This window comes from Micromonospora rifamycinica, assembly GCF_900090265.1.
Classification (GTDB): domain Bacteria; phylum Actinomycetota; class Actinomycetes; order Mycobacteriales; family Micromonosporaceae; genus Micromonospora; species Micromonospora rifamycinica.
Window position 1 is genome coordinate 4,375,733 of record NZ_LT607752.1, and the last position, 19,984, is coordinate 4,395,716.

At 73.4% G+C, this 19,984-nt stretch carries 20 protein-coding genes; 10 read left to right on the forward strand and 10 right to left on the reverse strand.

Annotation, left to right across the window (positions count from 1 at the left end):
- Positions 1 to 16: 16 nt before the first annotated feature.
- Positions 17 to 277, reverse strand: coding sequence for a hypothetical protein (locus GA0070623_RS18235; protein ID WP_067300884.1), 261 nt, complete (start codon positions 275 to 277; stop codon positions 17 to 19).
- Between the two features lie 200 nt (positions 278 to 477).
- Between GA0070623_RS18235 and GA0070623_RS18240 the strand changes: the two genes are divergently transcribed.
- Positions 478 to 4,893, forward strand: a complete 4,416-nt coding sequence (locus GA0070623_RS18240; RefSeq protein ID WP_067300887.1) for a cation-translocating P-type ATPase — start codon at positions 478 to 480, stop codon at positions 4,891 to 4,893.
- 211 nt (positions 4,894 to 5,104) lie between these two features.
- Here GA0070623_RS18240 and GA0070623_RS18245 read toward each other — a convergent pair whose 3' ends face one another.
- Positions 5,105 to 6,070: an L-threonylcarbamoyladenylate synthase gene (locus GA0070623_RS18245; protein WP_067301007.1), complete on the reverse strand. Its 966-nt coding sequence runs from the start codon at positions 6,068 to 6,070 to the stop codon at positions 5,105 to 5,107.
- Between the two features lie 48 nt (positions 6,071 to 6,118).
- Positions 6,119 to 6,526, reverse strand: coding sequence for a winged helix-turn-helix transcriptional regulator (locus GA0070623_RS18250; RefSeq protein WP_067300890.1), 408 nt, complete (start codon positions 6,524 to 6,526; stop codon positions 6,119 to 6,121).
- 103 nt (positions 6,527 to 6,629) lie between these two features.
- Here GA0070623_RS18250 and GA0070623_RS18255 point away from each other — a divergent pair, with 103 nt between their 5' ends.
- The 7 genes from GA0070623_RS18255 (at position 6,630) to GA0070623_RS18280 (ending at position 12,193) form a co-directional block, all read left to right on the forward strand.
- Positions 6,630 to 7,253 (forward strand): NAD(P)-dependent oxidoreductase, encoded by a 624-nt coding sequence (locus GA0070623_RS18255; protein WP_067300893.1) that lies wholly within the window; start codon positions 6,630 to 6,632, stop codon positions 7,251 to 7,253.
- On the forward strand, positions 7,250 to 7,408 hold the full coding sequence (locus GA0070623_RS30040; RefSeq protein WP_157517423.1) for a hypothetical protein: 159 nt from the start codon (positions 7,250 to 7,252) through the stop codon (positions 7,406 to 7,408). The genes GA0070623_RS18255 and GA0070623_RS30040 overlap by 4 nt, the downstream gene beginning before the upstream one ends.
- 29 nt (positions 7,409 to 7,437) lie before the next feature.
- Positions 7,438 to 8,289, forward strand: coding sequence for a siderophore-interacting protein (locus GA0070623_RS18260; RefSeq protein ID WP_067300896.1), 852 nt, complete (start codon positions 7,438 to 7,440; stop codon positions 8,287 to 8,289).
- A 64-nt stretch (positions 8,290 to 8,353) separates the two neighbouring features.
- The gene (locus GA0070623_RS18265) at positions 8,354 to 9,292 is read left to right on the forward strand and encodes an ABC transporter substrate-binding protein (protein WP_067300899.1); all 939 of its coding nucleotides are present in this window, start codon (positions 8,354 to 8,356) and stop codon (positions 9,290 to 9,292) included.
- Positions 9,289 to 10,338 (forward strand): FecCD family ABC transporter permease, encoded by a 1,050-nt coding sequence (locus GA0070623_RS18270; protein WP_084260983.1) that lies wholly within the window; start codon positions 9,289 to 9,291, stop codon positions 10,336 to 10,338. The genes GA0070623_RS18265 and GA0070623_RS18270 overlap by 4 nt, the downstream gene beginning before the upstream one ends.
- A complete protein-coding gene (locus GA0070623_RS18275; RefSeq protein ID WP_231932447.1) occupies positions 10,335 to 11,399 on the forward strand; it encodes a FecCD family ABC transporter permease in 1,065 nt (354 codons plus the stop codon). Before GA0070623_RS18270 ends, GA0070623_RS18275 begins: the two co-directional genes overlap by 4 nt.
- A complete protein-coding gene (locus tag GA0070623_RS18280) occupies positions 11,396 to 12,193 on the forward strand; it encodes an ABC transporter ATP-binding protein (protein WP_197700120.1) in 798 nt (265 codons plus the stop codon). The genes GA0070623_RS18275 and GA0070623_RS18280 overlap by 4 nt, the downstream gene beginning before the upstream one ends.
- Before the next feature lie 83 nt (positions 12,194 to 12,276).
- Here the strand turns inward: GA0070623_RS18280 and GA0070623_RS18285 are convergent, their stop codons facing one another.
- The 4 genes from GA0070623_RS18285 to GA0070623_RS18300 form a co-directional block, all read right to left on the reverse strand.
- Entirely contained in the window at positions 12,277 to 13,122 is an 846-nt protein-coding gene (locus tag GA0070623_RS18285; protein ID WP_067300905.1) for an ABC transporter ATP-binding protein, read from the reverse strand.
- A 37-nt stretch (positions 13,123 to 13,159) separates the two neighbouring features.
- Positions 13,160 to 14,002 (reverse strand): ABC transporter permease, encoded by an 843-nt coding sequence (locus GA0070623_RS18290; RefSeq protein ID WP_067300908.1) that lies wholly within the window; start codon positions 14,000 to 14,002, stop codon positions 13,160 to 13,162.
- Positions 13,999 to 14,832 carry an ABC transporter permease gene (locus GA0070623_RS18295; protein ID WP_067300911.1) on the reverse strand — a complete coding sequence of 278 codons (834 nt, stop codon included), beginning with the start codon at positions 14,830 to 14,832 and terminating at the stop codon, positions 13,999 to 14,001. The genes GA0070623_RS18290 and GA0070623_RS18295 overlap by 4 nt, the downstream gene beginning before the upstream one ends.
- 69 nt (positions 14,833 to 14,901) lie before the next feature.
- A complete protein-coding gene (locus GA0070623_RS18300) occupies positions 14,902 to 15,867 on the reverse strand; it encodes an ABC transporter substrate-binding protein (protein WP_157746981.1) in 966 nt (321 codons plus the stop codon).
- A gap of 522 nt (positions 15,868 to 16,389) precedes the next feature.
- Here GA0070623_RS18300 and GA0070623_RS31430 point away from each other — a divergent pair.
- Positions 16,390 to 16,518 carry a hypothetical protein gene (locus GA0070623_RS31430; protein WP_269458962.1) on the forward strand — a complete coding sequence of 43 codons (129 nt, stop codon included), beginning with the start codon at positions 16,390 to 16,392 and terminating at the stop codon, positions 16,516 to 16,518.
- A 477-nt stretch (positions 16,519 to 16,995) separates the two neighbouring features.
- On the opposite strand, the gene GA0070623_RS18305 is transcribed toward GA0070623_RS31430, so the two are convergent.
- Positions 16,996 to 17,958 (reverse strand): NAD(P)-dependent alcohol dehydrogenase, encoded by a 963-nt coding sequence (locus GA0070623_RS18305; RefSeq protein ID WP_067300918.1) that lies wholly within the window; start codon positions 17,956 to 17,958, stop codon positions 16,996 to 16,998.
- Between the two features lie 96 nt (positions 17,959 to 18,054).
- Here GA0070623_RS18305 and GA0070623_RS18310 point away from each other — a divergent pair, with 96 nt between their 5' ends.
- On the forward strand, positions 18,055 to 18,723 hold the full coding sequence (locus tag GA0070623_RS18310; protein WP_067300921.1) for a TetR/AcrR family transcriptional regulator C-terminal domain-containing protein: 669 nt from the start codon (positions 18,055 to 18,057) through the stop codon (positions 18,721 to 18,723).
- 243 nt (positions 18,724 to 18,966) lie between these two features.
- Here the strand turns inward: GA0070623_RS18310 and GA0070623_RS18315 are convergent, their stop codons facing one another.
- Positions 18,967 to 19,497 (reverse strand): DUF6036 family nucleotidyltransferase, encoded by a 531-nt coding sequence (locus tag GA0070623_RS18315; RefSeq protein WP_067300925.1) that lies wholly within the window; start codon positions 19,495 to 19,497, stop codon positions 18,967 to 18,969.
- The gene (locus GA0070623_RS18320; protein WP_067300928.1) at positions 19,494 to 19,886 is read right to left on the reverse strand and encodes a hypothetical protein; all 393 of its coding nucleotides are present in this window, start codon (positions 19,884 to 19,886) and stop codon (positions 19,494 to 19,496) included. Before GA0070623_RS18320 ends, GA0070623_RS18315 begins: the two co-directional genes overlap by 4 nt.
- Positions 19,887 to 19,984: the final 98 nt, after the last annotated feature.

Genomic DNA, 19,984 nt, shown 5'->3' on the forward strand with positions numbered 1-19,984 from the left:
GGGCCGGTCGGTTTCGTCACGCCGATTCCAGCGCCTCCCCGATCCCCTTGACCAACCCCGACAGGTGCTGGTCGGCGAGCAGGTGACCGGCGGTGATCACCAGGGCGAGCGGCCACTCGATGACCTGGAGGGCGGCGAGCACCCCCAACCCGGCGTAGTAGGCGATCTTGTCCGGTGGTGGCACCGCCACCTCGCCCAGCATCGGCACCTCCACCCGTCGGGTGTACGCGTGGACCGTCTCCCGGCTGCCACTGAGGTTCTTCGTGATCGTGCTCATCGCGGCCTCCCGCCGACTCGTCGGATCGTCAGCCGGATTCCACCGGCACCGCCGTCCATGCCCCGCCACCGGCGGAAACTTCACCCACCCGGGGGGCATAACGGACGCCCGGCCGGGAAGCCAGGCCGCCTGACGAACGCGGGAGGCGAGATGGCGTACGGCGGCAGTGGGCGGGACCGGCGAGTCGGCCGTACCGCTCGATGACCACGCTGGGCCGGGTCGCCGGCCGGATCCTCCCGTCGGTGCCGGTGCCGCCGCTGGTCGGCGGGGTGTCCCGGGGCGTCGGGTCGGCCGCCGGCCGGCTGGCCCGGGTGGCCGGGCTGACCCGCCGCCGGGTCTGGTCCCGCGACGGCCGGCACCACATCGAGGTGCACGGTGTCTGCCAGGACGGCGGCGACCGGCTGGCCCGGCAGGTCGAGGTGGCGCTGCAACGGCTCCCCGGGGTGGCCTGGGCGCGGGTGAACGCCCCGTCCGGCCGGGTGGTGGTGGCCGTCGTGGAGCCGAAGCCGAGACTGCGCGACCTGATCGACACGGTGGCCCGGGTCGAACGGGTCTGCCCGCACGAGCCGGATCCGGAGATCCCACCGCCGCATCCGCCGGAGGACGGGCCGCGTACCCCCCGGACCCTCGGCGCGCTCGCCTCCGACGCGCTGGGCCTGACCATCTCCGCCGCCACCCGGATCCTGCCGTTCACCCCGGTGCCCGGGGAGGTGGCCGGCCTGCTCACCGCCGTCGACCTGCATCCGAAGCTGCACGACCTCGCCGGCCGGGGGCTGCGTGCCGACCCGCGCGCCGAGGTGCTGTTCCCGCTCGCCGAGGCGGTCGTGCAGGGCCTGACCGGCGGCTGGGCCGGCATCGTCCTGGACGGCGCGCAGCGGGTCGTCCAGTGGGGTGAGGCCCGCGCCCAGCTCGCCACCTGGACCCGGGCCGAGCCGGGGCTGACCGGTGACCCGGAACGGGCCGTCGCCCGCTCCCCCGGGGTCCACCGGCCCTGCCCCCGCCCCGACGGCCCGGTCGAGCGGTACGTCTCGACGATGCTCGCCACCGGGGCCGCCGCCGGAGCCGCCGCGTGGCCCGTCGCGGGGCCGAAGCGGGCCGCCGCGCTCGGGCTCGCCGCCCTGCCCAAGGCCCCCGGCAGTGGCCGCGAGGGGTACGCCGCCCAGCTCGGCCGGATGCTCGCCCGGCGTGGCGTGATCGCGATGGACCGCAGCGTGCTGCGGGAACTCGACCGGATCGACACGGTGGTGCTGGACGCCGCCGTGCTCGGCTCGGCCCGTGGCGTCCTCGCCGACCTGGCCCCGCTGGCCGGCGCGGACACCGGGGAGGTGGCCGGGCGGGCGTTCACCCTCTTCGACCCCGACCACCCGGAGGACGTCCACGAGGCGGAGGGCTGGCGGCTCGGTCCCCTGGCCGATCTCGACGCCGCCGACCCGGGGGACACCCCGGACAGCGCGCGGCTGCGCGCGGCGGGCGGCCCGCTGCTCGGTCTCGCCCACGGTGGCGGCCTCGTCGCCGTCGTCCGGGTCGCCCCCGAACCGGCTCCCGGCGTCGACGCGCTGCCCACCGCCGCCCGGCACGCCGGCCTGCGCCTGGTGGTGGCCGGTGCCGACCCGCAACGGTACGGCTTCGCCGACGCGGTGCTGCCCGGCGGGGACCGGCTCGCCGAGTCCGTCCGCGCCCTGCAACGCGACGGCGCGGTGGTGATGCTGGTCTCCGGCGACCGGATGGCGCTGGCCGGGTCCGACTGCGGGCTCGGGGTGGCCGCCCCCGAGGAGCTGCCGCCGTGGGGCGCCCACCTGCTCGTCGGCACCGACCTGCGGATTCCCGCGCTGCTGATCGAGGCGGCCGGGGTGGCCCGCCGGATGACCGGGCAGAACATCCGCCTGGCCATGGCCGGCACCGGGCTCGGCGCGTTGGGCGCGTTCACCGCCGCGGCACCGCAACTGCCCGGCCGCAGCCTCGCCGCCGTCAACGGCGCGGCGGCGCTGGCGTTCGCCAACGGCGTGTGGCGGGCCCGTCGGCTGCCCGACCCGACCGGTGCGCCGCCGCCGGCCACCACCGCCTGGCACCTGATGCCGGTGGCAACCGTGCTACGCCAGCTCGACACCGGCCCGGACGGCCTGACCGACGCCGAGGCGCAGCGCCGGCACCGCGCCGACCCGGACCCGTCGGCCGGGCCGGTCGGCCTGTTCCGGGCGTTCGTCGACGAGCTGGCCAACCCGCTCACGCCGGTGCTGGCCGCCGGTGCCGTCCTGTCGGCGGCGTTCGGCTCGCTGGTCGACGCGGCCCTGGTCGGCGGCGTGGTCGGCGGATCGGCGCTGGTCGGCGCGGTGCACCAGCGCAACACCGACCGGGCGCTGGCCGAGCTGCTGTCCCGGTCGGCGGTCACCGCCCGGGTGCTGCGGGACGGGGCCGAACGGGTGGTCCCCGCCGAGGACCTGGTCTGCGGCGACGTGGTGCTCCTCGGCCCGGGGGACGCGGTGCCGGCCGACTGCCGGGTGCTCACCGCCGACGGTCTGGAGGCCGACGAGTCGTCGCTGACCGGCGAGTCGCTGCCGGTCGGCAAGGGAACCGGGCCGGTGGTCGCCGCCGCCCTGGCCGACCGCACCTCGATGCTCTACGAGGGCACCACCATCGCCACCGGCCGGGGCACCGCGGTGGTGGTGGCGACCGGGGCACGAACCGAGTCCGACCGGAGCCTCGCGCTGGCCCGGCAGGCCCCGCCGGAGAGCGGCGTGGAGGCCCGGCTCGGCCGGCTCACCCGGTCGGCGATCCCGCTGGCCGTCGCGTCGGCCGTCGCGGTGGCCGGGGCGGGGCTGCTGCGGGGCGTACCGCTGGGGCAGACGGCGGCGACCGCCGCGAACCTGGCCGTGGCGTCGGTGCCGGAGGGGCTGCCGTTCCTGGTCAGCGCGGCGCAGTTGGCCGCCGCGCGCCGGCTGGCCGAGCACGGCGCGCTGGTCCGCAACCCGCGCACGATCGAGGCGTTGGGCCGGGTGGACGTGCTGTGCTTCGACAAGACCGGCACCCTCACCGAGGGCAGGCTGCTGCTCGCCGGGGTCGGCGACGACGACCGGTTCGCCCCTGTCGACCGGCTCGACGACGGGTTGCGTCGGGTCCTCGCGGCCGGGCTGCGCGCCACCCCGTACGCGGCCGATCCGCAGGAATTGCCGCAGCACACCGACCGGGCGGTCCGGTACGGCGCACGGCAGGCCGGGGTGACCGAGCAGCACGGTGCGGCCGGCTGGGCGGCGGTCGGCGGGCTGCCGTTCGAGCCGTCCCGGGGGTACCACGCGACGGTCGGCCGGACGGCCGAGGGCCTGCTGCTCAGCGTGAAGGGCGCTCCGGAGACGGTGCTGCCCCGGTGTGGTTCGTGGCGGCTGCCGGGCGGCCGGGACGAGCCGCTGGACGCCGTACGCCGGGACCGGCTGCACACCGCGCTCGCCGACCGGGCCGGGGCGGGCCACCGGATCCTGGCCGTGGCGGAGTGCCGGGCCGGTGCCGGGGCGGTCACCGACGACGAGGTGCGGGGTCTGGTCTTCGTCGGTTTCCTCGCGCTCGCCGACGGGGTGCGGGAGAGCGCCGCCCCGGCGGTGCGCCGGATCCGGCAGGCCGGCGTGCACACCATCATGATCACCGGGGACCATCCGGCCACCGCTGCGGCAATCGCGGCCACGATCAGCCCGCAGGCCGACGGTCAACGGGTGGTCACCGCCACCGAGCTGGACGAGTTGGACGACGCGGCGCTGGGTGAGCGGCTGGCCCGCACCGACGTGGTGGCCCGCTGCACCCCGGCGCACAAGGTGCGGATCATCCAGGCGTTGCAGCGGTGCGGCCGTACCGTGGCGATGACCGGTGACGGCGCCAACGACGCCCCGGCGATCCGGCTGGCCGACGTGGGTATCGCCCTCGGCCAGCGGGGCACCCCGGCCGCCCGCGCCGCCGCCGACCTGGTGGTCACCGACGACCGGCTGGAGACCATCATCGCCACCCTGGTCGAGGGGCGGGCGATGTGGTCGTCGGTCCGCCACGCGCTGAGCATCCTGGTCGGCGGCAACCTCGGCGAGATCGCGTTCAGTGTGCTCAGCGCCGCCGTCACCGGCCGGTCGGCGCTCAACGGCCGGCAGTTGCTCCTGGTCAACCTGCTCACCGACCTGGCGCCGGCACTGGCCATCGCGGTCCGGCCACCCGGCTCCGACCACGCCGACGGGTTGCTCCGGGAAGGGCCGGACGCCTCCCTCGGCGACACCATGACCAGGGAGATCGGGTTGCGGGCCGCCGCCACCACCCTCGGCGCGACCGCCGGCTGGACGGTGGCCCGGTGGACCGGCCGGGAACGACGGGCCGGCACGGTGGCCCTGGTGTCGCTGGTCGGCACCCAGCTGGGGCAGACCGTCCTGGCCGGGGGCACCAGCCCGACGGTGCTCGCGTCGACCGCCGCCTCGGTCGGGGTGCTCGCCGCCGTGGTGCAGACGCCCGGGGTGAGCCAGTTCTTCGGCTGCACCCCGCTCGGCCCGGTGGGCTGGGGCATCGCCGCCGGTTCGGCGCTCGGCGCGACCTTCGCCAACGGCGCGCTGACCCGGCTGGTGGAACACCTGCCGGCTCCGCCCACCCGCTGACCGCGACCCCCGCCGCCGCGACCCCCGCCGCCGACATCGACACCGACACCGACACCGCAAGATCGTGCCCGAACCATGATGTAGTGGCGTCCTGCGGCCGAATGACCACTACTTCCTTGTTCTTGCGCGGCGGGATGGCGCGCGGCGGGTTAGCGCACGGCGGGATGGCGCGCGGCGGGATGGCGCGCGGCGGGATGGCGCGCGGCGGGGATCAGGGGGCGGCCGGGGACCAGGTGGCGGCGGCGCGGCCCAGCCGGTCGTTGATCGCCCGTCCCACCCCCTCGTCGGGGGCCGGCTCAGCGAGGATCTCGGTCACCCCGGCCGCGTCCAGCCGGTGCAGCGCGTCGAAGAGCCGGGCGGCGGCCTCGGTCACGTCACCGGCGGGCGAGAGCACCTCCACCGCCGCGTAGCCGTCCGCCGGCCGGTCCCGGAAGGCCAGCAGCCCCCGCCGGACGCCGTCGGCCGGCGGCGGCCCCGCGTCCCCGAGCAACCGCAGCGGGGTACGCGGCGCGTAGTGCGCGGCCAACGTACCGGGGGCCACCGGCTGCCCGGAGCTGCCCGGCCGCACCGTCACCGGGCCGATCGCCGCGACGAGTTCCTCCACGGCGAGCGCCCCGAGACGCAGCACCACCGGGTGCGGGCCGCGCGCGTCCACGATGGTCGACTCGATCCCGCACCGGGTGGGGCCGCCATCGAGCACCACGTCGACCGCCGCGCCGAGGCCCCGGACGACGTGCTCGGCGCGGGTGGGGCTGAGCTGCCCGAACCGGTTGGCGCTCGGCGCGGCGACCGGCACCCCGGCGGCCCTGATCAGCGCGCGGGCGGACGACTCGTCGGGCACCCGGACGGCCATCGTGTCGAGGCCGGAGGTGACGATCGGGGGGATCGCGGCGGGCCGGTCCACGAGCAGGGTGAGCGGGCCGGGCCAGAACCGCTCGGCCAGGGCGGCGACCGCCGGGGGCAGCGCGCCGACGAGGGCCGGCAGGTCGGCGGCGTCGGCCAGGTGGGTGATCAGCGGATCGAAGGTCGGCCGGGCCTTCGCCGCGAAGATCCGCGCCGCGGCCCGGGAATCCAGCGCGTTCGCGCCGAGCCCGTAGACCGTCTCGGTGGGGAAGGCGACCAGCCCGCCGGCCCGCAGCACGGCGGCGGCCTCGGCGACGCCACGCTCGGCGGGCAGGACGCGGGGAGATCCGATGGTCACGCCCCGACGCTAGCCTGCCGCCGTTCAGGCCCGCGATCCGGCCGACGGGGACGCGATCCGCCCGGTGGCGCGGCGGGCGGCGGCGTCGTACGACTCGCGGGCGTCGAGCAGCGCGTCCCAGTGCCGGTCGGTCCAGGCACACGCCACCGCGATCGGTTCGAGCAGGCTGCGGCCCACCGGAGTCAGCTCGTACTCGACCCGCGGCGGCTGGGCGGTGCGCCGGATCAGGCCGTCCCGCTCCAGGGACCGCAGCGACCGGGTGAGCACCTTGGGGGTGACCCGGTGCAGCGGCACGCGCAGCTCGGAGAAGCGGCGGGGGCCGTGTTCGAGGCAGCGGATGACGAGCGCCGCCCACTTGTCGCCGAACCGGATCGGGTTGAGCGAGGACGGGCACACCTCGTCGAACATGTCGGCGGGCAGGGGAGGCCTCATCGCCTCACGATAGTCGGTATCCGGGTGGTAACCACGTCCCTCGATAGCGTTCGGCTCCTCGGCCGGACCCCACCGGACCGGCCCCGACGAAGGGTGCTCACCCATGCAGATCGTGGTCTTCGGTGCGGGCGGCCGGGCCGGGCGGCAGGCCGTCGCCGAGGCGCGGCGACGCGGCCACCAGGTCACCGCCGTGGTACGCGACCCCGCACGGCACCCCGACCTGGGGGACGTACGGGTGGTGGCCGGTGACGTGACGGACCCGCTCGACGTCGGGCGGGCGGCCCACGGGCAGGACGCCGCCGTCAGTGCCGCGGTGGACCTGTCCGCGCCACCGCACGACTTCTTCACCGCGTCGTCCCGCGCCCTGGTCGACGGGCTCGCCCAGGCGGGCGTACGCCGTCTGGTGGTGGTCGGCCTCGCCGCGGTCATGCCCGGGGCGTCCGGTGCGGCCCTGATGGACGAGCCCGGTTACCCGAACGAGTACCGCCCCTTCTACCTGGGCCACGCCGCCGGTCTGGCCGAGCTGCGGACCGCCGGTCTGGACTGGACCTACCTCGCGCCCGCCGGTGACTTCGACCGTGACGGCGCCCGCTCCGGCCGCTACCGGCTCGCCGAGCAGGGTGACCCGGGCAGCCGGATCAGCTACCCGGACTTCGCGGTCGCGCTGCTCGACGTGGTCGCGCAGCCCGGTCACCACCGCGCGGCGGTGACCGTCCGGGAGGGGTGACGGTCCCCGGTGCGGGTCCGCTCCCGGCCGGCGACAGGCTTCTGGAGATCGACGCGACCCAGGGTGACACCCCCGCCCGGGAGGTGTCCGCCGTGGCCCCGGGCTTCCTCCGCAGCGGCGGCTGGGTCACCCCGCGCACCGGGGCGATGCCCTGACCAGGTCGGACCCGCTAGCCTCTGCCGGCATGTCTGCATTCGGCAACTCGCCCAACATCCTGTTCGGGGCGGTGGTGACGGCGACCAGCCGGCTGTCGCCCGGGTTCGTCCGGGTCACGCTCGGCGACGAGGGGCTGCGGAACCTGGCCCCGTACCACCTCGACCAACGGATCAAGATCCTGCTGCCGGTCGGTGGCGACCACCCGGCCGGGTTGCGGGCGGGGTTGCCCGAGCGGGAGTGGCGGCGGGTGTGGCGGTCCGTTCCCACCGGTGAGCGCCCGAGGCTGCGTAGTTACACCGCGTACCGGACCCGGCCGGCGGCGGGGGAGCTGGACCTGGACTTCTATCTGCACCAGCCGCACGGCCCGGCGAGTAGCTGGGCGTCGGCGGCCCGGCCGGGGGACCGGCTGCTGCTGTCCGGCCCGCACGTCCGCGCCGGTCAGCCCGGGTACGGCGTGCAGTGGGAGCCGGGGCCGGCGACGCGGGTGCTGATCGCGGCGGACGAGACGGCGTATCCGGCGGTGCGTGGCATCCTGTCCGGCCTCGGGCCGCAGGTGCGGGCGACGGTCCTGCTGGAGGCGGGTGACGCGGCGGACGCCGCCACGCTCGACGACGTGACCGCCGGCCACCCGGTCGAGGTCCGGTTGCGGGCGGGTGCCCCGGGCGGGACGGTGCTGACCGCCATGGTGGGCGACTGGTTGGCCGAGCACGGGCCGGCCGCGGCGGCGTCCGGGGCGCACTTTTACGCCTGGATAGCTACGGAGAGTAGCAGGATCGCGCAGGTACGGAGGCTCGTCACCGAGGCGCGGATCGATCCGACGCGGGTCCACACACAGGGGTATTGGCATGACCGGCCGACCCGCGACGAGATAGATGATTAGGTAATGCTAACCTAAAAACACCAGTGGATAGTTACGGTAAGTAGCCAGACAGGAACCTCGTACCATGCCCACGCCAGCTCCCCGAACACTCCGCCGACGCCTCCTCGCCCTCACCGTCGCCTCGGCGGCGGTGCTCGCCGTGGCCGCCTGCGGCTCCGACGACTCCGACCCGGCGGGCAGCGTCGGCGACACCAGAACCGTCGAGCACGCCCGGGGCAAGACCGCCGTGCCGAACAAGCCGACCCGGGTCGTCGTCCTCGAACCGGTCCAGCTCGACACCGCCGTCGCCCTGGAGATCACCCCGGTCGGCGCGGCCGTGCTCAACGAGGCTGCCGGCGTGCCCAAGTACCTCGGTGACAAGGCCGCCGGCATCACCACCGTCGGCACCGTCCAGGAACCCAACGTGCAGAAGATCGCCGCCCTCAAGCCCGACCTGATCATCGGCACCGAGTCCCGGCACTCCGCCCTCTACGACCAGCTCACCGACGTCGCCCCCACCGTGTTCATGGCCTCCCAGGCCGACCCGTGGCAGGACAACGTGACGTTCACCGCCACCACGCTCGGCGGGGCCGACTCCGCCGACAAGCTCCTCACCAGCTTCCGGCAGCGGTGCGCGGAGATCGCCGAGAAGTTCGGCACGGCGGGGAAGACGGCGCAGCTCATCCGCCCCCGCGACGGCGTCCTCACCCTCTACGGCCCCACCTCGTTCGCGGGCAGCGCGCTGGAGTGCGTCGGCTTCAAGACCCCCGAACGCGACTGGGAGAACTCCATCTCGGTCGACGTCTCCCCCGAACGGGTGCTGGAGGCCAAGGCCGACCACGTCTTCGTCACCACCGTCGACGTCAACGACCGCAGCACCATCCCCGCCTCGGTCACCGCCAACGCCGCCGCCTTCCCCCGCCTGCACCTGGTCGACCAGTCCTTCTGGATCACCGGGGTCGGCACGGTCGGTGGGCAGGCCGTCCTCGACGACCTCGAACGCATCCTCACCGCGTCGCGTTGACCACCACCACACCCGCCCGCGCGGCACGGCCGACCACCGGCCGTGCCGCGCGTCGCCGTACCACCCGACGCTGGCTGGCCGGCGCGGTCGTCGTACTCGTGGGGTCGCTGGTGTTGTCGGTCTTCGTCGGCGCGAACCCGGTGCCCCCGGCGGACGTCTGGGCGGCGCTGCGGGGCACCGGCACCGACACCGCGCAGTACGTGGTCTGGGGGCAACGCCTGCCCCGCACCCTCGCCGGCCTGCTGGTCGGTGCCGGCCTCGGCGTCGCGGGAGCGCTGATGCAGGCGTTCACCCGCAACGCGCTCGCCGACCCGGGCATCCTCGGCGTCAACGCCGGAGCCGCCGCCTTCGTCGCGGCGGGGATCGCCTTCTTCGGGATCACCTCGCCGGTCGGCTACATGTGGCTCGCCCTGCTCGGCGCGCTCCTGGTCGCCACCGCCGTGTACGCCGTCGGCGGTGCCGCCGACCTGCGGGCCACCCCCACCCGGCTACTGGTGACCGGGGTGGCGACCGGTGCCGTGCTCGCCGGACTCACCACCGGCATCACCCTCACCCACCCGGACACCTTCGACCGGATGCGCGGCTGGAACGCCGGCAGCCTGCTCGAACGTGACACCGCCGTGGTGCTGCCGGTGCTGCCGCTGATCGCCGCCGGGCTGGTCACCGCGCTGGTCGCGGCCCGCAGCCTGAACGCGCTCGCGCTCGGCCCGGACCTGGCAGCGGCGCAGGGCGTCAGCCTCGTGCGGACCCGGCTGCTCGTGCTGGGCGCGGTGACCCTGCTCGCCGGTGGGGCCAGCGCCATCGCCGGCCCCATCTCGTTCGTCGGGCTCGTGGTGCCGCACCTGGTGCGCTGGGGCGTCGGCACCGACCAGCGCCGCATCCTGGCCGGGTCGCTGCTGGCCGGCGGGGTGCTGGTGCTGCTGGCCGACGTGCTCGGCCGGGTCGCCGTCCTGCCCAGCGAGATGCCGGTCGGTGTCGTCACCGCGTTCGTGGGTGCCCCGGTGCTGATCGCGCTGGCCCGCCGCCGCCGGGCGACCGCGCTGTGAACAGGCCGGTCCGCCGCACCGCCGGGCGTCGGCTGCTGTTCGGCACCGACCGCCGGCACGTGACCGTCGGCGTACGCGAGGCCGTCGTCTGCGCCGCCGCCGCGCTCGTCGTCGCGGCGCTGGCGGTGGTCGGCCTCTGGCGGGGCGACTTCCCGCTCCGCCTCGACGAGGTGCTCGGCGTGCTCGGCGGCCGGATCGACGGGCTGACCCGCACCGTCGTACTGGAGTGGCGGCTGCCCCGGGTCGCCGCCGCCGTGACCTTCGGCGCGGCCCTCGGCGTCGCCGGGGCGATCTTCCAGACCATCACCCGCAACCCGCTCGCCAGCCCGGACGTCATCGGCCTGGCGAACGGCTCGTTCTCCGGCATGCTGATCGCCCTGCTGCTGCTCGGCGGCGGCTGGCACCTGCTGATGCTCGGCTCGCTCGCCGGTGGCCTGCTGGCCGCGCTGGCGATCTACCTGCTCGCCTACCGCGACGGGCTCTCCGGGTTCCGGTTCATCGTGGTGGGCGTCGGCGTCTCCTCAATGCTCGCCGCCGCCAACACCTGGCTGCTGCTCCGCGCCGACCTGGAGACCGCGCTCTTCGCCGCCGCCTGGGGTGCCGGCACCCTCAACACCGCCACCGCCGAGGTGGTCTGGCCCGCCGCCGGAGTCGTGCTGGTGCTGCTGGCGGTCACCCCGCTGTGGGCGGCGGCCCTGGCCCAACTGGAACTGGGTGACGACGTCGCCGCGGCCAGCGGGGTCGCGGTCGACCGGCACCGCGCCGCCCTCGTCCTGATCGCGGTCGCCCTGGTCAGCGCCGTCACCACCGTCGCCGGCCCGATCGCCTTCGTCGCCCTGGCCGCCCCGCAGATCGCCCGCCGGCTGGTCCGGGCGCCGGGCCTGCCGCTCGCCGCCACCGCCGTGGTGGGGGCGGCCCTGCTGCTCGGCTCCGACCTGGTGGCCCAGCACGTGATCCCGCTGACCGTGCCGGTGGGGGTGGTCACGGTCACCCTCGGCGGGGGGTACCTGCTCTGGCTGCTCGTCCACGAGATCAGGAGGACCGGATGGTCGACCAGCTGAACGGGCGGCTCCGGGCGGAGGACGTCACCCTGCGCTACGACCAACGGATCGTCAGCGAGAACCTGTCGATCACGGTGCCGGACGGCTCGTTCACCGTGCTCATCGGGCCGAACGCCTGCGGCAAGTCGACGCTGCTGCGGGCCCTCGCCGGGCTGCTCCGCCCCGCCGCGGGTCGGGTGCTGCTCGACGGGGCGGATCTCGGCGGCCTGCCGGCCAAGGAACGCGCCCGCCGGCTCGCGCTCCTGCCGCAGGCCATGACCGCGCCCGAGGGGATCAGCGTGCGGGAGCTGGTCAGCCGGGGCCGGTACGCCCACCAGCGGGTGCTGCGCCGCTTCTCCCACGCCGACGAGGAGGCCGTCGAGGCGGCGCTCGCCTCGACCGGCACCACCGACCTGGCCGACCGCCGGGTCGACGAACTCTCCGGCGGGCAGCGCCAACGGGCCTGGATCGCCATGGTGCTGGCCCAGGAGACGCCGCTCGTCCTGCTCGACGAGCCGACCACCTACCTGGACGTCGCCCACCAGATCGACGTGCTCAACGTGGTGCACCGCCTGGTCGCCCGGGGGCGCACCGTCGTGGCCGTGCTGCACGACCTCAACCACGCGGCCCGGTACGCCACCCACCTGGTGGCGATGCGCGACGGCCGGATCGTGGCCGCGGGGGATCCCGCCTCGACGGTCACCGCCGGGCTGGTCGCCGAGGTCTTCGGGATGCCCAACCAGGTGGTGCCCGATCCGGTCACCGGATCCCCGCTGGTCGTACCGGCCGACACCCGGGAACCGGCCACCGGCTGAGCCGGCCCCGGGCTGTCCCCCGGCTGAGCAGGTCGGGAGCTGCCCCGGCTGAGCCGGCCCCGGGCCGGCCCGGCGTCATCCGGTCAGCTCGGCTCCCCCGACAGGGAGGTCCGCCGCTGGGAGGCCATGACCAGGGAGTAGACGTGCTCGCGGAGCTCGCCGAAGAGTGCCGTCTGCTTGGTCGCTATCTGGTCGCGGGGCCGGTCGAGGGTGACCGGCAGGTCCGCCACCACGACGGAGGGCCCCTGCGACAGCACGACCACCCGGTCGGACAGGTACACCGCCTCGTCGATGTCGTGGGTCACGAACAGCACCGTCGTACCGGTCTCGGCCCAGACCTTGAGCAGCAGGTCCTCCAGGCTCGCCCGGGTCTGGGCGTCCACCGACGCGAACGGCTCGTCCATGATCAGCATTTCCGGTCGTACGGCGAGCCCCCGGGCGATGGCCACCCGCTGTTGCATCCCGCCGGAGAGCTGCCACGGGTGCAACGCCGCCGCGTGGGCCAGACCGACCATCTCCAACGACTCCCGCACCCGGTGACCGATCTCGGCACGGGGCAGCCCCCGGTCCCGCAGCGGGAGGGCGACGTTCTTCTCCACGGTCAACCAGGGGAACAACGAGCGGCTGTAGTCCTGGAAGACGACCGCCACACCGTCGCGGGGGCCGGACATCCGCTCCCCACGGAACATCACCGCGCCGCCGGAGATGGGCAGGAGCCCGGCGATGCACATCATCAGGGTGGTCTTGCCGCAGCCGGAGGGCCCCACCACCGACACGAACTGGCCGGCGTGCACCGCGAACTCGATGCTGCGTACGGCGGGCACGTCGCCCTTGCGGGACCGGTAGGACTTGCTCAACTCCTGCACGTCGAGCACGGGGGTGTCGAGGGCGGCACCGGGCTGGTGCGACCGGGTCGTCACGGAACTCATCGGGGCTCCTACGGGGTGTCGTTGTCGTCGGCGACGGTCAGTGGCTTTCCGCGCCGTCCGGCCGCACGTTGCGGTGCCACCGGAGCAGCACCCGCTCGACCAGGGCGAAGATGGCGTTGAAGAGGATGCCCAGCAGCGCCAGCAGGACGATCGCCGACCACAGTTGCGGGAACTGGAACAGCCGCTGCTGGCTCACGATGTAGAACCCGAGGCCGGCGGTGGCGGCGTACAGCTCGGAGATCACCATCAGGACCAGCGCGATCCCGATGCTGATCCGCATGCCCGCGAAGATCGCAGGGCTGGCGCCGGGCAGCAGGACCCGCAGGAAGTAGCGCCGCCGGGTCAGCCGCAGGCTCCGGGCGGCGATGACCACCGTACGGTCGATCCCCCGGACGCCGTCGTAGGTGTTGATCAGGATCGGCCACAGGCAACCCAGCGCGATGAGGAAGACGTTCATCCCGCTGGTGATGCCGAACAGCACGATGGCGATGGGCAGCAGAGCGGTCACCGGCACCGACATGCCCAGCCGGATCAGCGGGTTGAAGAACGCCCCGGCCGGCCGCCACACCCCGATCAGGATGCCGAGGCCGACGCCGAGCACCGTCGCCGCGCCGTAGCCCAGGCCGAGCCGCACGAGACTCGGCAGCACGTCGGCCCGGAACTGGGAGCTGAGGAAGAGCGACGACGGCGAGGCGGAGAGCCAGGTGTCGACGAACGCCCCGAAGATCTGCGACACCGGCGGGATGAACAGGGAGCCCGCCATCCGGGCAGCGATCTCCCACACCACCAGCAGGAGGGCGAGCAGCCACAGCGACCGCACCCCGCGTCCCGCCGCCAGCACCCCGGCGACGACCGGCCGGTTGACCCCGTGCCCGCTCATCGTCCCCCCTCCCGTTGCGCCTGGCCCCAGGGGACCACCAGGCGTTCGACCAGGTTGAAGCCGTAATAGAGGCCCATGCCGAGCAGGCCCACGAGGAGAATCCCGGCATAGACGAAGTCGGGTCGTTGCGCCTGCTGGTACGTGGTGATCACCGTTCCCACCCCGTTGGTCGCGCCCAGCAGCTCGGCCGAGAGCACCACGATCAGCGCCGTCGAACTGGCCACCCGGAGGCCGGTGGCGATGGACGGGGCCGCCGACGGCAGCACCACCCTGGTCAGCAGCCGGGTCCGCGTCCAGCCCATGCTCCGCCCGGTCGCCAGCATGAGCGGCTCGGTGTCGCGCACGCCGTACATGGAGTTGAGCAGGATCGGCCAGAAGATCGCGTAGATCGCCAGCGACACCTTCATCTGGGTGCCCAGGCCGAACAGCAGGATGGCGATCGGCAGGAACGCCGAGGAGGGAATCGACCGGCCGGCGTGCACCACCGAGGACGACGGCCGGTAGAGGGCGGAGAAGTAGCCCAGCACCAGCCCCAGCGGAATGCCGACCGCGCTGGCGACGAGCATGGCGAGCAACCAGGCCCACAGCGTCTGCACCACCTCGGTCAGGAACGTCGCATCGACGAGCAGTTCGCCGGCCCGTTGCAGGGTGGCCGCCGGGTACGGCAGGGAGTCCACCGAGACCGCCCCGGCCCGGACCACCAGGTCCCACAGCACGAACATGGTCACCACGCCCGCCACCCCCAGCACCCAGTCGGGTGTGGGGCCCCACCGGCGGGCCGCGACCGGCCCGCCGGTGGGTCGGGCGTCCGCCTCGACCTGGTCAATCACTCGGACGTCCGACGCCATGTCTCGTCCTCTCCCCTCATGGTGGCCCGCCTACCGCGACGACGGGACAGGTCAGGACCGCGCGAAGTCGGTGACGAAGGGCGCCAGGTCGGGCTTCTTCTGGAGCATCTTGAGATCGACCATCTGCTGGGCCATCCGGTCGAGTGCGGCGACGTCGACGTCCGCTTCGAGGGCGTTCTGGGGTTGGGCGGCGAGGGTCGCCGCCGGCACCTTCTGGCACTCGGAGAGCAACCGGAACGCCTCGTCGGTGTTGGCCGGGTCGCTGAGCTGCTGCGCGGTCTCGGTGATCGCCTCGTGGAAGCGCTTGGCGGCGTCGCCCTTGCCGACGAAGCTCTTGGCGGCGACGTAGGTCGCGATGTAGATCTTGTCGCTGCTGGCGAAGGGGTCGGCCAGGCTGCGTACGTTGTCGTTGTTGTTGCCCAGCAGCGAGTAGCCCAGTTGCGCGGCGTCGACCCGTCCACTGAGCACGGCGGGGATCTGCTCGGCGAACGGCAGCGCCACGAAGCTGACGCTCTCCGGCTCGACCCCGTTGGCCTTCAGCCAGCTCGCGGTCACGATCTGGTTGATGCCGTTGATCTCGTTGACCGCGATCTTCTTGCCGGCGAGGTCGGCGGCCGCCTTGATCGGGGAGTCCTTGCCGACGAAGACGCCCTGCGCGGGCTTGGCCGGCGGCAACGCGTTGACGTTGACGCCGGACACCATCTGGATGGGGAAGCCGGTGTTGTAGGCGTTGATCGCGGTGTAGCCGTTGACGTAGCCGAAGTCCGCGGCCCCGGACAGGACCGCGGCGACCGCCGCCGAGCCGCCACCGGAGCGGACCAGTTCGACGTCGAGCCGGTGCTTGTCGTAGACGCCCTTCCCGATCGCCCAGGTGTTCCAGATCTCGCAGCCGAACGTCGTGACGGAGACCTTCGTGGTGCCGTCCGGGCTGTCCGCGGCGCCTTCGGCCCCGCCGCAGGCGCTCGTGAAGAGCAGCGCGGCGAGGGCGACCATCGCACCGGTACGTCGTGGGTTCATCGTGATGCTCCTAGTGCTTCGCGCGTGCCCTCGACGTCTTCCACCGCCGGTGCCGGCGGGGTCGGGAGGAGGGCGTTCGGTGGATACGAAGGGACGGCTCCGCTGCGAGGGAGACGGCCACCTGACTGCTGTGGCGCGGTCCCACGCGAGCTGCATCGACTCGGTGATGGTGCTGAATGCCTGAACTGCCAGATTGGAGGTGATCAATCAGGGCCGCGAGAACCGCTGACGGCGTCACGGCCTGGCCGGGCAACGCTGGTCACGGTCGGTTCGGGCGGTCGGGCTGCACCCCAGCAGCACCCTGACGCCTCGCCGACTTGCAGCGAAGGTACGGGGCACGAAAACCCATGTCAAGATGCGAAATGTTATCTCGCATCGCGCCACAAGAGTGATGGCGGCGCGCTGGCAGAATCCGCGAACGGGCAGGTCGGCGGGCAGATAACGTATCCGTCTCCCCTGTTGACCGGGCCGGCAGCGGCGGCTAACTTCTCCACCAGATGCCGTCGGCCCCCGGGAGTGGACATGAGCGTGGAGAAGCCCCTCGCGGCTGTTCCCGCCATCACCCGCGCGCCGATCGGCCACTGGAAGGGACCGGAGTTCCCCGCCATCCGCCCCGGCACCGGCGCGGGCAAGGCGCTCTGCCCGTTCTGATCGGGATCCCGCACCCGGGGCACCCTTCTGCCCGGATCCGGTAGCGCCGACCGGACCGGTCGCTCAACTCCACCGCGTGGTGAGCAGGCCAGTCGTCGGCAACCCCAGGCCGGACCCAGCGGCAGACCGAGCCCCGTACCCGCGACGACCTTCCGCCCCCTCGGCCCGCACCGGCCCCGGCGCGGGAGACCGAGTCCACCCCCGCAACCCCAGCCGGGCAGGTGACACGGCCTCCACACCCCAGCGCGCACCGGGAAAGCCCGAGGGGCGAACCCCGCGTCAGGACGAACGGTCCCCGTGTGTCGCGGACGCCACCGAACCTCGGCGACCCTGCTGGCGCAGCATGCCGTCGGCTCCGTCCGCCCGACCCGGGCAGCGTCGTCGACCGGGGTAGGACACCGGAAAACGGTCCGGCCGACGATGCTCGACCGGGCTGAGTCGTCCGGCCAACGGTCGGCAGGATCCCCGTACGACGAACTACCGGATCGACAACACCGTCTTGCCACGGGCATGGCCCGAGCCGTAGTGGCGCAGTGCATCGGAGATGTCTTCCAGCGGAAACACGCGGTCGATCACGGGGGTGACCTGCCCGGCCTGCACCAGGTCGCGGAGCGCGTCGAGGTCGGCGGCGTTCGGCCGCGCATCGAGAGCCACCATCGTGCAGCTCACGAGTGGTGACAGGACGAGTGCGGCGAGCCGGCGGCGCAGCCACGGCGCTGGCGGGCCAGCGGAGAGCACCAGTCGGCCGTCCGGGGTGAGCACCCGGCGGCATCGTGTCAGCGAGTGGTTGCCGACCAGGTCGAACACCACGTCGTAGCGCCGGGTGCCGGCGGTGAAGTCCTCCCGGGTGTAGTCGACGACGTGGTCGGCACCGAGGGAGCGGACCAGTTCGGCCGCGTTCGGCGCGCAGACCGCGGTGACCTCCGCGCCCAGCGCCTTGGCGATCTGCACCGCGAACGTGCCGACCCCGCCCGTCGCGCCATTGACCAGTACGTGTTGGCCGGCCCGCAGGCGGCCGGTGTCGCGCAGGCCCTGCAGCGCGGTGGTCGCCGATATCGGGATGGCCGCGGCCTGCTCGAAGGTCAGGTTCGCCGGCTTCCTGGCCAGCATCCGTTCGGCGACGACCGTGTACTCCGCGAAAGCGCCGAGCCCTTCGGCGTAGACATCCTCACCCGCGCGGAAGCGGGTGACCTGCGCACCCACCACCTCGACCCGGCCGGCCAGAGCCCGTCCGGGCACCGGGTGCCGTGGCGTGCGGATGCCCGCCGCGGCACGGACCAACCACGGCCGGCCGGTCAGGAAGAACCAGACGCCGGGGTCGACGCCGGCCGCGTACACCCGGATCCGTACCTCGTCCGGGCCGACGACGGCGGGAAAGCCGAGGTCGGCGCGGCGGAGGACGTCGGGCGGCCCGTACTCGCGCTGGATGACGGCTTTCATGGTGGGCTTCGGTGCGCTTTCCATGGTGGCTTCCCTCCAGATCGGGCTTACTTTGTAAGCTAAGGCCTACTAAGTAAGCTGTCAATGGAGGTGAATATGCCGATCCGAAACGACACCGGACAGCGCCGGCCGTTGAGCCGGGAGCGGGTCCTGCTGGCCGCTCTCACTCTCGCCGACCGGGACGGCCTCGGCGCGCTGACGATGCGCCGGCTGGGGCAGGAGTTGGGCGTCGAGGCGATGTCGCTGTACAAGCACGTGGCCCACAAGAACGAGGTGCTCGATGGCATAGCCGAACTCGTGCTGAGTGAGTTCGAACTGCCGACCGAGGACATGGATTGGCAGGAGGGCATGCGCAGACGCGCGGTCTCGGCCCGCGCCGCGCTGGCCCGCCACCCGTGCTGGACCGTTCTGCTCAGCCGCAGCCGCCCCGGGCCGGCGATGCTGCGAAACCTCGACTCGGCCATCGGCAGCCTGTGCCGGGCGGGCTTCTCGCTGGACCTGGCCGCCCGCGCTTTATCGCTGCTGGACAGCTACATCTACGGCTTTGCGGCGCAGGAGGTCAGCCTGCCGTTCAACACTCCCGGCGAACTGATCGAGCTGACCGGCTCGATCATGGAACAGTTCCGTCCCGAGGACTACCCGCATCTGGCCAAGCTCGGCAGCGACGTCATCCTGCGGCCCGGCTACGACCACGCCGCCCAATTCACCTACGGCCTGGAACTGATCTTGGACAGCCTGGAACGTGCCCGCAACGCGACGGACTGACCCAGCACCGACGCACTGGCCCCGTCACCACAGAGAGCGGCAGGCTCCAGAGGGGTTCAAGATCAATCCTGAACCTGTGCCCATCGTGTGCCCGTTGATCTTCGCGAGCTACAACGCCTGGTCAAGGGTGATTCTGGTGGGCCGGAGGTACCACCATGCGAACCAGCCGGCAACCAACGCCGGCGAGCCGTTGGCACTGCGTTCGCGCAGGTCCCGTGCTTTGTCGGAAGCCCGATGACGGAGCTACGAGCCGCCGAAGACGTCTTCGAGCACGAGTCTTGCCCTGCCCGGGACTTCCTCCTCGGGGAAGATCTCCGCGCACAGAGCGAGGACCTGCTCGGCGCTGGTCAGCCCGAGGTGGTCGACCAGGAAGCGGATGTCCTCGGCGTCCCGCCGCCGTGCGGCAAGCACCTTCATGGCCAGTAGATGCTCCGGAGACGCCGCCGCCACCCGCAGGCCGGGGTGGTCGAAGACGCGCGGCGCCGTCGCGTCGCCTCCCGGAGCGACATAGGCACTCGCCTGCTCGTTGAGCCACCAGTGCGGCAGGCCGAGTTCATCCGCTACCGCACGGGCCTCGTCGAGCACGATGCCATGGGGTTGGAACACCGCGTCGATGTCACGAGTCGCCCGTCGCGCGTCGTAGGCCAGAGCCATGGCAGCCCCGCCGAAGATGTAGAGGTCCGCCACCACACCTCGCCTCGCCAGCCGGTCCCCGAGCCGGCGGAAGGCATCCTCGATCGCGGGGCGGTCCAACAGCGGATCATCGAGGCTCACGCGACATTCAACTCCTGCGCCGACACGTACACGCCACGACGGCGGAATGCCGCCGGCGCGTGTACCACCGCGTCGACCCGGGCCGCCCGGGTGTTGAAGGGGAACCAGAACCGCCGAAGCGACCGCGCCTCGACCCACGCTGGCGCGCCCCGCCCATCCTTGGCTGCCAGGTGTTCCGTCAGTGCTGCGAGGAACACGTCCCAGCGCTCGTCGCCCGTGGACGCTGGTTCCTGATCCAGTAGACCGGCGCGTATGTCGGCTGGCTCCCAGCGATACTCCTCGAGGAACTCCGCCACCAACCGCCACCGTCGCGGCTCGTCGGATCCCACGAGCAGTGCCCCCAGGCCTGCCACCGTCAGTGGCTCGTACCTCACGGCGCGCTTCTTCATTCCCTCGACGCTAGTACATTCGGCGGCGGATCCGTGTCCAGCCACAGTCAGCGTCGGGCAGCCACGCAGAGCGGAGCGCCACGATCAACTGGTGCACG